Below are 13,781 nucleotides of genomic sequence, written 5' to 3'. Positions count from 1 at the left end.
TTTTAATCTTTTTTGTTAAAAAGCAAAGCGATGATGAGCGCGACAACAACGTAAAGCGCCACCGCAGAAAACAGCCCGAGGATTTCCGAGCCTGAGAGAGCCTCCACCTTGATGTAAAGCAAGACGGAAAGAGGCATGGCAAGTAAAAAAAGGATTCCGGGGATTTTCTGTTTCATGAAACGCAAGATAGTAAAAAAGCCGCATGACGCGGCTTATAAAAGGCGATGCCAGAACTGTGTCCGGCATGACAAAGCAGGCGAAGCCTGTCACCCCGGATTTGTACAAGTACAATGCCCTTCGGCTCAGCTATGAAAATGCAAGCATTTTCGCAGCGTTCACCTCGGCTGCATTTATTCCGGGGTCGCCTTGCACAACATTACTTCACTGTAATCTGATACTTCTTATCGCCAGCGTTGACTTGGTAGTAACCCTTGAAGCCACGGAACTTGGCTTCGCCATTTTCGTCAGCGGTAGCGTAGAGGTCTGTTGTCCAAACCTTGTGCCACAAGTCGTATACGCGCTTTGCAGCGGGCTTTTCACGACCGTCAGAAGCAATCATGCCACCGTTCTTGACCCAATGACGGTTGTCCCAGAAACCCCAGAACACGATGCCGTTCACAGCCGGGTGGCTAAATGCAGTACGGAGGAATGTTTCGAACTTTTCGGCCTGAACTTCTTCGGTATCGTTCATACCGGCTTGCCAGTCGCCCACGTCGAATTCCGTAACCTTGATCGGGAGGCCGAGAGATGCAAGCTTGTCGAGACGAGCCTTGATAAGTCCCGGAATCACCGGACGGAGACCAAAATGGCACTGCACGCCAATGCCCATCACAGGCACCTTGCGATCGAGCATTCCTTTGATCAAGCCATAATAACGGTCTGTTTCGCCCGCAGCAACAACATTATAGTCGTTGATGTAAAGAATTGCACTCGGGTCAGCCTTGTGTGCCCAAACGAAAGCGCTGTCAAGAACTTCCCAACCGCATTTGTTGAATGTCCAGGATTCGTGAATTGGTTCGTTCCAAACGTCGTATTCCGTAATCTTACCCTTGTATTCCTTGAGGTCGCGATAGATACGAGCCTTAAGCTTTTCGGCCATTTCTTCACAGCTACCCTTATTGCTGTAATGCTTGTCGAAGCCGTAGCCTTGATGGCTCCACATGAGTGCATGACCGCGGAGTTTCCAATGATTTTGGGCCGTGAAATCCGTGTATTCCTTCATTTCTTCACGTTTGATTTTGCCCTTTTTCGGTTCGTATTCCGGCCACTTGAACTGGTTTTCAGAAACGCCATGCCAGAAGTACTTCTTGGCAGCATTTCTGTACCAATTTTCGGTGCTGTCCTTGGTATCGTAAAGCGCGAGCGCCGTACCGAACGGGAATGAATGGCGCAAGAGCTTCACGTGGACCTTTTCGCCAGGATTTGCCTTAACAACGAAATCCGCTTTGCGCAAGCTATCGATGCGGGAGTCTGCGGCTTCGTACCAAGCCGGGTCCGACATTTCATCCATTTTTTCGACTTCAACATCGTCGAGCTGAATCCAGCCTTTTTTGAGGCCAATCTGGAATGTAATGTTATTGAGACCATAGCCCTTCTGGTCGGCAAGGAAAATCATTTCATAAGTCTGCCATTTGTCCGTCAAGTCAAAAGAGGCGCTTTCTTTTTGGCGGTAGTCTGGAGGGCCACCCTGCACTACGGAATTAATGGGCATATTGCCCTTAGCCTTGAACGTGAGCTTGTAAAAACCGGAATCGGCAAGCCATTTAGGCGGCTGGAGCTGCAAACCCCACCACGGATTCGGCAGATCCTTCACCACGACCTTTGCGCCCTGGGAACCGTCAACGCCAAGCCCCTGCACTGCAATTTGCGATTCAACTTTAGCTGGACCATCGGGATTATTCCACAGATACCAGCCGCCATCGCCGTATTCCATGTCACCGTTATTCAATTGAGCTAGCGACGGCATCGAGAATGCCATGGCGAACGTTGCGGCAATTGCAAGTGCTTTCTTATTCTTTAAAATCATACGATTTCCTCGTTTTTTCTCAGAACATTCAAATCGTCATCCTAAACGAATGTGAAGGATCCTGGGCTTTTATTTTTCACGTTTAAATATATACTCGAAGTGCGTTTTTTTGGCGATTTGGGGCGTTTTTTAGCGCCATTAAAATGCAAATGACGCAAAATGTGTAGCAAGTGTATTGATTGCTTTGTGCATGTAAAAGTATTTGTAATCACGTTATTACATTTTTTTCTGATGAAACGTAATTTTCAAAAGATGAGTAGAATTGGGATTTTTCATGCAATATCTATATTATGGGTATGTTGCGATTAGTAATGTTGTTCTTGATTTTTGTTTTATTCGCCGCATGCTCTAGCGGCGATAGTTCTGGTATAACGCAGCCTGTAGACTTAAAACAATTCACCGTAGAAGTTTATTTGGAAAATCGAATCATTCCCGATTCCGTAAACATCACCATTTTTTCTAAAAACAATGTTATAGAAAAAACGGTTAAAACACGAAAACAATGTTTTAGCGGCTCTCCGTGTTTATTCGAAACCGCGCCTCTCCAATATGGTGAATATGCCAAAATTACAGCATTTACTCATGCCATCAGCGAAAACGACACGATGAAAATGGAATTTTCCAGTTTTGCGCCCATGAATGCAAATGTGACTAAACCATTGATAGATGACGGATCCCAAAACCCTGTATTGAACATCTATACTGCAACAGCATCAAAAGCGGTCGAATACTTTTTGCGCGAAAAACAAATGTCGTACGAAGATGCAACGAAAAAAGCGTATGACAATATGAAAGACTTTGGAATTTCAGACCGAGAATTTGAAAGAGACAGATGTAGGCCAAACGTTTCTTCGATGAGTCCTATCCAAATCCCCTACGTTTATACACGCTATTTTATCTCTGATTCAGTATTTTACAGCGATTTCCTTGAATTGCAAGATGCAATTCGCAATGGAGAATGGGCTGATACATTATTCCGCGTGCGCGCTGCAGATGCTTTTGTTCGTACTTTTAAAAATTTGAAATGGAATAACGTTCCCGGAATGACATTTTACGGATATGATGATTACATTCCAGATTTTTGGGAATCGACTTACGGCATGGATGTCTGTAATGACAAATACATCGGAGATACTTTGGTTAATGCAAATCGCCGTAGTGAATTTTACGATAGCGTATTTGTATGTGCGGGGCGCATGAAACAGGGTTACATTAAATGGCAACATTGGAGAATCCGTGAACCCGAAGAAGAAAAAATGGGAATTTGTAACCCCAATGAATTAAGACCAGGAGAAATCAATACTTATAATCCTCAAGTCGCAGAAATGGATTCAATTATCTACACTTGTGGATTAGAAGGCTGGGAAAAGACAAATGATGTTAATATCATTCTTAAATACAGGCAAATTCCTTGTAATGTAGAAACAATCAGTAGAACCTACATTTATAATGATTCTCTTTATCTGTGCCACACCTTTACTTATTCAGACAAAGAATGGCCTACCGCATATTTATTCGGTCAACAACAGCAGACCTATTACGCATGGACTGGAGATAAAGATATCATCGATTCTGTTTACCCTGAAGGAGTCCCCGATTCTGCATTGCTGATAAATGTCGAGGGGTTATGGAAATGAATTTTAAATTATTGAAATTTGTTGTTTTTGCTTATGCCATAATGCTTGCAGCATGTGGCTCTGATACCTATTACTCGGGACATTTTGAAGATGTAGATGATCGCTTTGGCCAACAACCCATAGCGATTGATACTAGCGCAAATGAAATTTTTGATGAGAGGATTGCGTTTGAAGGCCGGTTCAATTTGGTCTCTGTGCTAGAACCCGTAAAAATGAATATTTCTGCGTTGGATGAAAATTTCGAAAAAATGGGAACCGTATCAGCGCGTATTGAAAGAAACCGACTTGAATTTACCTACAAAGCTCCTGAAATACATTTCCAAGAGCCTTTTGCCCAGATTGATTTTACATGCCGATTCAGGGATTCAAAAGACACAACAGAAATGCAATTTACGATTATTGCAAATTTGAAAGAAAAAGAATTTCAGAATATCGGCTTTTACCGCACCATTGAAAGCGCTTATATCAAAAAACTTTTGAAAAAGAATGAATCCTATAGTTTAGCGAAATTGCATACACGTCAAGCGATACACAATCTTTTGGATCCAGAATTAGAATATGAATACGGTATCGAAAATGCCCCGTATCAATTAGACACTCTCGAAGCGCTTGCATATAACTACTGCCTATTTTTCACATGGGATTCCACATTCTATAAGAATTTCAAAAAGCTCTCGCAAGCTGTAGGCGATTCAAAAAAATGGGATGAAATTTTGTCCGTAGCCGAAGTATCGGAAAAGCTTTCTGACTATTACAAGCTTGAAGAATCCCGTTGCAACAAAGATGTTCTTGAAAAGCTCAAGAACGAACGCGATTTCACGGAACTTCGTTATAATGCTGCGGTGTGGATTGTACAAGGAAAGAAACCTTACAATTGCGAAACCAAACCGATTATAACCCCGCCGGATACACAAAGCTCTAGTAGCGTTGTTCCTAAAGACAGCTCTATTATAGATTCTGTTGTGGAAGCTTTGGGGAAATGTACGATTACCCGTAAATACGAAAAAGCCATGTTTAAAAAAGGCAGATACTATTCTTGTAACGGAACAGAATGGCAAGGAATAAACGCTCCCGATTACTATGGAGATGTTTGTGAAGGCGGAGAAATCGTTTCTTATGATGGTCAATATTTCATGTGCTTTAATAGTGGTTACTGGCATCTTATACCAGAAGAAAAAATTACTCCGCCAATTAAGGCTCTTGAAAGATGTAGAAGCAGTCGAATTGTCGAAATCGATAAAAAATTTTACCGTTGCACTTTTATTTATGATCGTGAATGGAATGAAATTTCAAAAGATAATGCCGAGCAATATAAAAAGAATGGAAAATTCTGCACAGATTCTACAGCAGGGATTACTGAAAAAGTAAACGACGAGTATTTTACTTGCAAATATTATTCGTGGAATAAGTTAGACAATTACGAAATAGAATTCTACAAACACGATACAGCACATAAGGACGAATGTAACAATGGCAGCAAGGGAACAAAAATTTATTGGAACGATGTAACGCAAGTCTATTTTTATTGCGACCATAAATCCCGCAAATGGGATTACACTCGATTTAATGGAAGAGATGATTATGAATTAGATGCTTTTGACAAAGGTATATACCTAGACAGTTGTACAATACAAGCGACTAAAAATGAATTTACATATACGGTCAATCAAGTTATAAATTGGGCTGGTCGCTTTGAAATCGTCAACAGCACTGCCACAATGGATTCGCATACATACGGCGCAAAATTTATTGACAAGGTCCCTTACCTTTCGAGCCTACGCGGCGATCAAACTATTTCGCTCAAGTCTTTGACTGATAAAAGCGATAGCTTTGACGACTTCATAAACCAATACGCACATTCCGAAAGTGCATATCCCGTCTATCTCATGCAGCTTACGCATGTCGGCAAGGATTCTTATATGAATTTTGAAAAAGCCGAAAAATTCTGCCCGAAGGGTTATCACCTCCCCGATACTAGTGGATTGCCAGAAAACTTTTTAAACGTATTTGGTGTAGACTCGACCGTAAATCATGATAGTCCTTTGTATGTACGCTACAATACGAAAACGTATCTCTATGACATTTATTGGACCTCTGTTTCCAAAGATGCAGATACGCAATATTGCCTTGAAATTCGCAAAGAAGATAAAGATAGCCCCAAGAGTCAAATAATCGAATGTCCTAAGGATTTGTATCCGGGCGTGCAAACTTTATGCTTTAAGGATGGGGATGAAAATGATTAGATTCATTTTGATAATTTGTTTAGGGATAATCCTTACGTCTTGCAGTGATGACAAGTCGACTACTTCTGCTATTCATTATATCGAAGGCAACGAGAATATAGAAAGCAGGTCGCTTACGCTTGATGGTTCATTTAGCTTGAGTGCCAAAATCATTCCTGTAGATATCGACATTGATGTTGTCGACCAGAATCTTGATTCTATAGCCACGGTAAAAGCGAAACTCGAACGCGAACGTAATGGAAATATCGTTTTCAAAACGGATTATCAGGAATACACCTCGCCTATTGTGCGCATCAAGTACACATGTCTCTATAACGATTCGGCAAGCAAACTCAAAATTGATCTTGTGGAATATGTTGACATTGACAATAATGCAAAACCTGTACTCAACCTACCAATTGCTTTAGGAAGTAATCGTGTAAAGTATCTCGTTCAAGAAGATGGATTCTATTTGGCTCGCGCTAAGGAAAAAGCGCTCCGTGAAATTTTTGAACTGTTGGATTATTCGAAAAAGCAAAATATAGACTATGAAAAAAATGAAAATGCTCAAGCGCTTACAGAATTAAATCGACATCTCAATGCTCTTACTGTTGTTGATTTAAACGATAGCGCATTTTATAGGAACTTCAATTCATTGCGCTCTGCCGTGGGTAGTGGGAAAACATGGCGTGATGTACTTTCGGAATCTGAAATAGCTGATGTTACATTCTCTAAAAACATGAATGAACTTTATTCTGATTTATGGGAAAAATCTTTTGGCTTATCAAAATGCGACAGCGCCAATTACAAGAAAACAGTGAAAGTTTCTAACAAAAATAGCATATACAATAATAAAACGTTCTTTTGCGACTATGAAAATAAAAAGTACAAGTGGCGACTAGAAGATGATTTTGAAGTCACCAATGGCGTATGTACCGCAGATCGAAAAGATACTATCATCCACAATAACGTGGTCTACATTTGTAATTCAGAAAAGAAAACTTGGAACGTAATGCCGGGGAATGAAGCACTCCCCTATATGGATGCAGTTTGCAATAAAGTATATGAAGGTTTCTTTGTTGATTACAATTCCACGAATTATGCATGTGTCTTTGAAAATGGAAAGTACTTATGGTCTGACAAAGTCACTGAGGATTATAAATGGCGCAATTCTACAGATGTTTATGTCAAGAATAAAGTGGGCTTATGCGATGGTGATAACAATCTTGGCAAATCAACTATCCTCAATAACAAATATTACATGTGCCGCGATAGCGTTTGGAAAGAAGTGGACAAATTCACGTATTACTTGGGTGACTGCAATAGATCAAGAAAAGATATCAAAGCCATGCATGATTCTTTAGGATATTACATATGCAATGAGAAATGGGTTGAAATTCCGATTCCTCAATATAATGGCGATATTTGCACTAAGGGATATACAAAATACATCAAGAAATACGATGATATTTATTATATCTGCCGCGAAGGTTCAAGCTATTATTGGGATGTTGCTACAGAAAAAGAAATTCCTATTCCTGTAAAAAATGGACATTTTTGCGAAAAAGAAAATAATGGCGAAGTCGTTGAAATCGATAGTGTTGGATATCGATGCATATTCCCCTTATGGAAAGGGACTGAGGATTGTGAGCTTATAACCCATCGTGCGATAGAACGCAATAAATATCCCAAAGACTATTGCAAAAATGGTATAAATGGCACCTCTTTATTTTGGGATAAAGTCGAATCCCTATATTTTGGTTGTGTCGATGAATATACTGCAGCAAATTTTGGATGGGGACGAGTTGTATGGGAAGATATTAACAATTTCTTTATAAAAATCGATAATCCAGAAAAAATTACTGGTGGTACCCATGAAAACAACTTCTATGTTGTTGAAGTTGATGGATGGAAACTGTATTTTGATTCACAAAATTCAAGAATGAACGGTAGTGTAAGTGTTCATTACTTGGAGTTAATCAAAGTGATTTCTCCAAAGGGCGAACCATACGAAGTTCGTGAACGCAATGGACGCACGTCTTTGCGCGCCGCAGAAGTTCCTGGCGATAGCACCATTCCACTCGACAGCATCAAAAATAAAAGCGATTCTTTTGACAAATATTTTGCAAATTGGAAAAATAAAATCAAGGAATCGACAAAGTGCCCTGACCCTCCCCTGCCAGGATTCCAATGCGTCTCTAATTGGGAAGAATCTGACATTGAAATAAAATTCGATTATTACAACGAAAAATCATACATGACTTTGGAACAGGCAAAAGCATTTTGTCCTGAAGGTTCACGGCTTCCAAGTGCCGAGGAATTATCCCTCAATATCTATCCGAACACGTTTTCGCATGAACGTTCAACATTCGTGCAACAGAAATTAGAAAATGGAACGAATGGAAAATTTGCGGCGAAATATATGCTTGTGTGGACAAGTACCGAAAAAGATGCAGATACGCAATATTGCCTCGAATATGTAAAAAATACAAGGGATAATAACATCGTTGCAAGTGGCATTGTCGAATGTCCTAAAGATCTCTATCCGATGGTTCAAGCATTCTGCATCAATGACGAGAGGAATCCATGATTAAGATTTTGAAAAATACGTTTCCGTTTTTAATGGCTTTATCAGTGCTTTTTTGGTGCGGCTGTGCAACCGATTATGAAATCGAAAAAGAAGCCCATGTTTGGCGTTTTTATGGGCTTGAAAATGATACAACGGCAATCGTCAAGGTCACTCTAGAGCAATGGGGTACAACTCATGATCATCACATCATGGGTTGGGATGATGATTTTCACAAAACAACGGATTTGAAATATTACACGACATCGATGAATTCGTATAAGATAAGCGTACGAAATAACGAAAGCAAAGGAGCTCTTGAAGAACTTGATTCTACAGATCAATACCGTCTGCGCATTGAAAAAGAAGACGATTATTCATCGGTTTGCGCTATTATATTGCAAGACAACAAAAAGAAAAATCTAGATACGCTTGAAATTGACCATTGTCCAAGAGAAAATTCCGCGGAATCGCCTAAATTCGTTGGTAGTTATTTGAAAATTGACAATTGCTTTTATAAGATCGAAAAAGGCAAATTCCTAAGCCAAAAACCGACTTACAAATTTCAGCATGTAGATTATAACATCAAGTTCACGAGAGCCGATGGCCGTTATATCATCTACGGTGGTGAACCTTAAAATACTATATTAGCGCTTATGCATTACAAACCTTATCGCGATTTACTTTTGGAACTTTTCCCCAATTACCTCAAGGTGAGGAAACTCCCGCTCAACGGCGGCATGACTTGCCCAAACCTCGATGGAACCAAGGGATTTTCGGGCTGTAGCTACTGCAATAATCGCAGCTTTAGCCCTGTTTTTGACGAGGCAAAAGTTTCGATTCAAGAACAACTCGAAAAGTTTGTTCCAAAGCTCCGTGACAAGTACCCGAATGCAGGCATCCTCGCCTATTTGCAACCGTACACGAATACGCATGCGCCGCTGGAGCACTTGAAGGGCATTATCGACCCTATTATCAAGCACAAGGAAATTGCAGGCCTTGCCATTGGCACGCGCCCAGACTGCCTTGAAAACGAAAAGATTGAATACCTTGCGGAATTGAACCGCAAAAAGCCGATTATTGTTGAAATTGGGCTCCAAACAGCAAATGACTTGACGCTTGCAGGCATCAATCGCCGTCACACGCTTGCCGAATTTGAGGACGCTGTGAAGCGTTGCCAAGCGGCAGGCCTTACAGTAACGACGCATGTGATTGTTGGACTTCCCGGCGAAAAGATGGAAGATTTCAAGCATACGGCACAAGTCGTTCACGACTTACATCTTGCAGCTGTCAAGATTCATCCGCTCCACATTGTTGTGGGCACGGTCATGGCGCAGGATTACGCCAACGGCGAAGTCAAATTGCTTTCGTTCGAAGAATACTGCGAAGCCGTTGCCGAGATGATTAAGATCATCGGCAAGGATATTGCGATTGAACGATTCAGCGGAGAGAGCCCAAGCGAACTCTTAATTGCGCCCAATTGGTGCGGTGAACGCGACAAGATTATCGCAACCGTCGAAAAATTGCTTAGCGCATAATCAACAAACGAGATGGCGCCCCCGGAACAAGTCCGGGGTGACAGAGCGATTAAACGCGTTTGAAAATGAGCGAAGTATTGATGCCGCCGAACGCAAAGTTGTTCGACATAACATACTCCGTATCCATTTCACGCCCGTCACCGGTGATGTAATCAAGCGGTGCACATTCCGGATCGATATTTTTCAAGTTCAAGTTGGGGCTGAACCAACCGCGATTCATCATGTTGATGCCGAGCCATGCTTCAATTCCGCCACACGCACCAAGCGTATGTCCGATATAGCTCTTAAGGCTTGAAATAGCGACTGAACGTTGCTTGAACGCATTGAACGTAGCCCAGCTTTCGGCGATATCGCCATAATGCGTTGCCGTTCCATGAGCATTCACATAGCCAATGGCATTCGGTGAAATTTGCGCATCATCAAGAGCAATTTCAAGAGATTTTTGCATGGTCTCTTTCTTGGGCTGCGTGATGTGTTCGCCATCCGTATTGTGCCCAAAGCCAACAAGTTCCGCATAAATATGCGCACCGCGAGCCTTCGCATGCTCGTATTCTTCGAGCACAAGCGTTCCCGCGCCCTCGCCGATAACAAGGCCGTCTCGGTCGCGATCGTACGGAGCAGGCGTAATTTCTGGAGAATCGTTCTTGACGCTCGTTGCAAAAAGCGAGTCAAACACTGCCGTTTCTGTTGCTGCCAACTCTTCGGCACCGCCTGCAATCATTACATCTTGCATGCCATATTTAATCGCTTCGTAAGCATAACCAATCGAAAGGCTGCCGCTCGTACATGCGGTATTTGTCGTAATGAGTCGGCCGGTCAAACCAAAGAACAAGCTCACATTGACTGCCGTTGTTTGCGGCATCGACTGGATATACGTTGTCGCCGAAACTTTTGAGCAATCATAGGGCGGATTCTGCATGGATACAAAATCGAGAAGCGGACGCACGCTACCCATAGAAGAGCCGTAAGCAACTCCGACACGTCCCGATTTAAGGAGTTCTTTTTCGCCCACAAGCCCTGCCATTTGCATCGCCTTGTCGGCTGATGTTATGGCAAGCACGCCAACGCGCCCCGCACCACGAATCTTTTTGCGAGGATACTCCGGCAAATCATAGAGAATCGGGCCCGCCAGACGCGTGTTTATTTGTGCATACTTGTCCCAATCATCCATACGGACAATGTGATTTTTCAAAGTCTTGAGTTGCGAAAAAACATCATCGAGGTTCATCCCCATAGATGTTATGCAACTGCCTCCAGTAACGACAACTCGACGACTCACGCCAAGCCCCCATTAACCGAGATGACCTGGCGTGTAATGTACGCGGCCCCTTCAGAAAGCAAAAATACAACCGTAGCCGCGACTTCTTCGGGCTTGCCAACACGTTTCATAGGAATGGTCGGGAGAATCATGTCGAGCGGAGCATCCTTGATCATTTCCGTTTCGATGACGCCAGGAGCCACGCTATTCACGGTGATGTTGCGGCTTGCAAGTTCTGTGGCAAGCGCTTTTGTTGCGCCAATGAGGCCCGCCTTTGAAGCGCTGTAGTTGACCTGGCCGCGATTTCCAATCACACCAGAAACAGAAGAAATCGTGATAATACGGCCTTTGCGCTTACGGCACATCGGCATTACAATCGGATGAACGACGTTGTAAAATCCGTTCAAATTTGTATTCAGGACTTTGTCCCAAAATTCATCGGTCATAGCCGGGAATGCGGCATCGGCACAGACGCCTGCATTCGTCACAACGCCATAGTACACGCCATTTTCGGCAATGTCTTTTTCAAGAACTTCTTTGCACTGTTCACGGTCGCAAATATTGAATTGAAGTGTACGGATTTTTCCACCATTGGCGCGAATACGTTCGGCAAGTTCATCTATCGAAGCGGAGTTTCTATTATAATGAGCTACAACGGTGTAACCTTCTTTCGCGACAGCTTCAGCAATGGCAAGACCTATTCCGCCACTTGCTCCCGTAATCAAGACTGACTTTTCATTTTCCATACCATACCTCAAAAATCAATTCAAAGAATTTTTAGAATCATCGACTTCAACAGTATTGAGTTTTGCGGTTACTGCAAGCGCGCCATTGACCATTGCAGAACCTTCAAATGTAACCGCATTATCCATACGAATATTTTCAATCACGTTGACAACGACTTTTTCACCAACTTTAAAAACAGGAACGTCTGCTTTAAAAGCACTCACGCTCATGATAAATCCGTTTTTGGGCTTTTCGCCTTTTGCGCGCCCATGGATTCCTGACAACGCAGAAACACTTTGCGCCATGTATTCAAAAGCAATCCAAATAGGCACTCCACCAAGTTCTTCTTCGTAAAACAGATTGTCGCGGGTAATATCAATTTCGGTCGTGATGGAATTTTCTTTCAAATTGTAATCGCGAACGCGGTCCAGCAAAAACATTTTGCCATTGTGAGGAACCAGTCCGCTAACCGATTCTTTTGTATTAAAAACTTCTGTCATACACCACCATTTTCGACAATCAAGGACACGTTACAACCACCAAAGGCAAAAGAATTGCTCATGCAATATTTGAGATTCTTAGCCGTCTCGCCCGCTTTTACTAAATGCAACGGTGGAAGATTTGGATCGATAACACCATCGAAAAGATGCGCCGGGAGAACAGACGCACACTCGCTATTATCGCTATTACGCGCCGCGCCGCTCATATTACCGCTCTTAAGCGCCATGCAGCAGAATGCAAGTTCCAAAGCGCCGGCGGCTCCAAGCGTGTGTCCTGTCAGGGCCTTGGTTGAACTTACCGGGACACTTGCTGTTTCTGCTCCGATGGAATCTGCAAAAATTCGTTGGACGGCTCGACTTTCCATGGCATCGTTCAACTCAGTTCCTGTTCCATGCAAATTCACATAACCAATCTGAGAGGCGTTAAGGCCAGCATCATCAAGCGCAGCTTTCATTGCCTGATAAGCGCCTTCCCCATCGGCACGTGGAGCCGTAATATGGTCGGCATCTGCACTTTCGCCAAAGCCAACAACTTTAAGATTCTTGCAATCAGCCATGCAAAGATCTGCATCTGGGGTTCGCGTCACCACAAAGAATACTGCCGCATCACCAAGTGTAAGCCCGGAACGGTTTGCACTAAACGGATTCGTCGGCTTATCGCTCATCGCCTCAAGCGATGCAAAACCGAGAATCACCGAGAGAGAGGCGATATCGACACCGCCTACAATCGCCACATCGCAGTGGCCTGCATAAAGATTATTGCGCGCCGAGACAAAAGCACTCGCGCTAGACGCACACGCTGTCGAATGCACAGAAAGTATTCCCGTGATTCCAAAGCGCTGCGCAATAAATTGCGCCGGAAAATCGGCTCGCTGGTAATCGAGAACATAGCCTTCCGGGAACGAGCCTGTTTCTTTAAAGCACTTGAGTGCAGCCATTGAAGCTTCGGAGCCATTGTCGCAGGAACCGATAAAAATTCCAACGCGATTTGCACCGTATTTTTCAACTGCTTTTTGAATGGTCTTCTCAATTTCCACCAAAGCCGCCTGAGAAAGTCGATTAACGCGATTATCAAATTTTTTCTCTTGAACAGGTGCAAGCGTAGCAGGGTCAATTGTTGCTGCAGGGCGCTGAACACCAGCCACGTCGTAAGTGGTAAAGCAACCACGTCGTCCATTCTTGAGTGCATCAAGAACTTGAACTTTATCACCACCTAGAATACAATAAAGGCTAAAATCATTAATGTACACCGGTTTTGAACGGCTTACGTGACTAGCCAATTTGTTTTTTTCGATTTCCATAGGCTAC

Annotated in this window: 11 protein-coding genes; 5 read left to right on the top strand and 6 right to left on the bottom strand. The window is 42.8% G+C overall.

Translation table 11 applies throughout. The features are described from left to right. Positions 1–2: 2 nt before the first annotated feature. Together BUQ91_RS15660 and BUQ91_RS05230 are read right to left on the bottom strand one after the other, a co-directional pair. A complete protein-coding gene (locus BUQ91_RS15660; RefSeq protein WP_175545445.1) occupies positions 3–176 on the bottom strand; it encodes a hypothetical protein in 174 nt (57 codons plus the stop codon). A gap of 200 nt (positions 177–376) precedes the next feature. Further along, the gene (locus tag BUQ91_RS05230) at positions 377–2,026 is read right to left on the bottom strand and encodes an endo-1,4-beta-xylanase (protein ID WP_074208406.1); all 1,650 of its coding nucleotides are present in this window, start codon (positions 2,024–2,026) and stop codon (positions 377–379) included. Positions 2,027–2,337: 311 nt separating this feature from the next. On the opposite strand from BUQ91_RS05230, the gene BUQ91_RS05225 reads away from it, so the two are divergent. From BUQ91_RS05225 to BUQ91_RS05205, 5 genes are read left to right on the top strand one after another with little or no spacing between them, the layout of a single operon-like run. Then, a complete protein-coding gene (locus BUQ91_RS05225; RefSeq protein ID WP_074208405.1) occupies positions 2,338–3,663 on the top strand; it encodes a hypothetical protein in 1,326 nt (441 codons plus the stop codon). Continuing rightward, positions 3,660–5,906 carry a hypothetical protein gene (locus BUQ91_RS05220; protein WP_254842251.1) on the top strand — a complete coding sequence of 749 codons (2,247 nt, stop codon included), beginning with the start codon at positions 3,660–3,662 and terminating at the stop codon, positions 5,904–5,906. The genes BUQ91_RS05225 and BUQ91_RS05220 overlap by 4 nt, the downstream gene beginning before the upstream one ends. Continuing rightward, positions 5,899–8,475 carry a hypothetical protein gene (locus BUQ91_RS05215; protein WP_074208403.1) on the top strand — a complete coding sequence of 859 codons (2,577 nt, stop codon included), beginning with the start codon at positions 5,899–5,901 and terminating at the stop codon, positions 8,473–8,475. The genes BUQ91_RS05220 and BUQ91_RS05215 overlap by 8 nt, the downstream gene beginning before the upstream one ends. Beyond that, on the top strand, positions 8,472–9,089 hold the full coding sequence (locus tag BUQ91_RS05210; RefSeq protein ID WP_074208402.1) for a hypothetical protein: 618 nt from the start codon (positions 8,472–8,474) through the stop codon (positions 9,087–9,089). The genes BUQ91_RS05215 and BUQ91_RS05210 overlap by 4 nt, the downstream gene beginning before the upstream one ends. An 18-nt stretch (positions 9,090–9,107) precedes the next feature. Then, complete coding sequence (locus BUQ91_RS05205; protein WP_074208401.1) at positions 9,108–9,989, top strand: tRNA modification radical SAM protein MnmL/YtqA; 882 nt, start codon at positions 9,108–9,110, stop codon at positions 9,987–9,989. A 49-nt stretch (positions 9,990–10,038) separates the two neighbouring features. Here BUQ91_RS05205 and BUQ91_RS05200 read toward each other — a convergent pair whose 3' ends face one another. Genes BUQ91_RS05200 through BUQ91_RS05185 form a run of 4 tightly spaced genes read right to left on the bottom strand, consistent with a single transcriptional unit; the run spans position 10,039 to position 13,774 of the window. Beyond that, positions 10,039–11,268 carry a beta-ketoacyl-ACP synthase gene (locus BUQ91_RS05200; RefSeq protein WP_074208400.1) on the bottom strand — a complete coding sequence of 410 codons (1,230 nt, stop codon included), beginning with the start codon at positions 11,266–11,268 and terminating at the stop codon, positions 10,039–10,041. Further along, complete coding sequence (gene fabG, locus BUQ91_RS05195; RefSeq protein ID WP_072828734.1) at positions 11,265–11,993, bottom strand: 3-oxoacyl-ACP reductase FabG; 729 nt, start codon at positions 11,991–11,993, stop codon at positions 11,265–11,267. Before fabG ends, BUQ91_RS05200 begins: the two co-directional genes overlap by 4 nt. Positions 11,994–12,008: 15 nt before the next feature. After that, positions 12,009–12,473 carry a hotdog family protein gene (locus tag BUQ91_RS05190; RefSeq protein WP_074208399.1) on the bottom strand — a complete coding sequence of 155 codons (465 nt, stop codon included), beginning with the start codon at positions 12,471–12,473 and terminating at the stop codon, positions 12,009–12,011. Continuing rightward, the gene (locus tag BUQ91_RS05185; RefSeq protein ID WP_074208398.1) at positions 12,470–13,774 is read right to left on the bottom strand and encodes a beta-ketoacyl synthase N-terminal-like domain-containing protein; all 1,305 of its coding nucleotides are present in this window, start codon (positions 13,772–13,774) and stop codon (positions 12,470–12,472) included. The genes BUQ91_RS05190 and BUQ91_RS05185 overlap by 4 nt, the downstream gene beginning before the upstream one ends. Between the last annotated feature and the right edge of the window lie 7 nt (positions 13,775–13,781).

Origin of the sequence: Fibrobacter sp. UWB11, assembly GCF_900143015.1 — a bacterium.
Classification (GTDB): domain Bacteria; phylum Fibrobacterota; class Fibrobacteria; order Fibrobacterales; family Fibrobacteraceae; genus Fibrobacter.
Note: the sequence above shows the minus strand (reverse complement) of the source record. Positions and strands in the feature narration are given on the sequence as shown.

Excerpts from the sequence above, each read along its gene's own strand:
- BUQ91_RS15660 (WP_175545445.1), bottom strand. The coding sequence starts at position 176 with ATGAAACAGAAAATCCCCGGAATCCTTTTTTTACTTGCCATGCCTCTT.
- BUQ91_RS05230 (WP_074208406.1), bottom strand. The coding sequence starts at position 2,026 with ATGATTTTAAAGAATAAGAAAGCACTTGCAATTGCCGCAACGTTCGCC.
- BUQ91_RS05225 (WP_074208405.1), top strand. The coding sequence starts at position 2,338 with ATGTTGTTCTTGATTTTTGTTTTATTCGCCGCATGCTCTAGCGGCGAT.
- BUQ91_RS05220 (WP_254842251.1), top strand. The coding sequence starts at position 3,660 with ATGAATTTTAAATTATTGAAATTTGTTGTTTTTGCTTATGCCATAATG.
- BUQ91_RS05215 (WP_074208403.1), top strand. The coding sequence starts at position 5,899 with ATGATTAGATTCATTTTGATAATTTGTTTAGGGATAATCCTTACGTCT.
- BUQ91_RS05210 (WP_074208402.1), top strand. The coding sequence starts at position 8,472 with ATGATTAAGATTTTGAAAAATACGTTTCCGTTTTTAATGGCTTTATCA.
- BUQ91_RS05205 (WP_074208401.1), top strand. The coding sequence starts at position 9,108 with ATGCATTACAAACCTTATCGCGATTTACTTTTGGAACTTTTCCCCAAT.
- fabG (WP_072828734.1), bottom strand. The coding sequence starts at position 11,993 with ATGGAAAATGAAAAGTCAGTCTTGATTACGGGAGCAAGTGGCGGAATA.
- BUQ91_RS05190 (WP_074208399.1), bottom strand. The coding sequence starts at position 12,473 with ATGACAGAAGTTTTTAATACAAAAGAATCGGTTAGCGGACTGGTTCCT.
- BUQ91_RS05185 (WP_074208398.1), bottom strand. The coding sequence starts at position 13,774 with ATGGAAATCGAAAAAAACAAATTGGCTAGTCACGTAAGCCGTTCAAAA.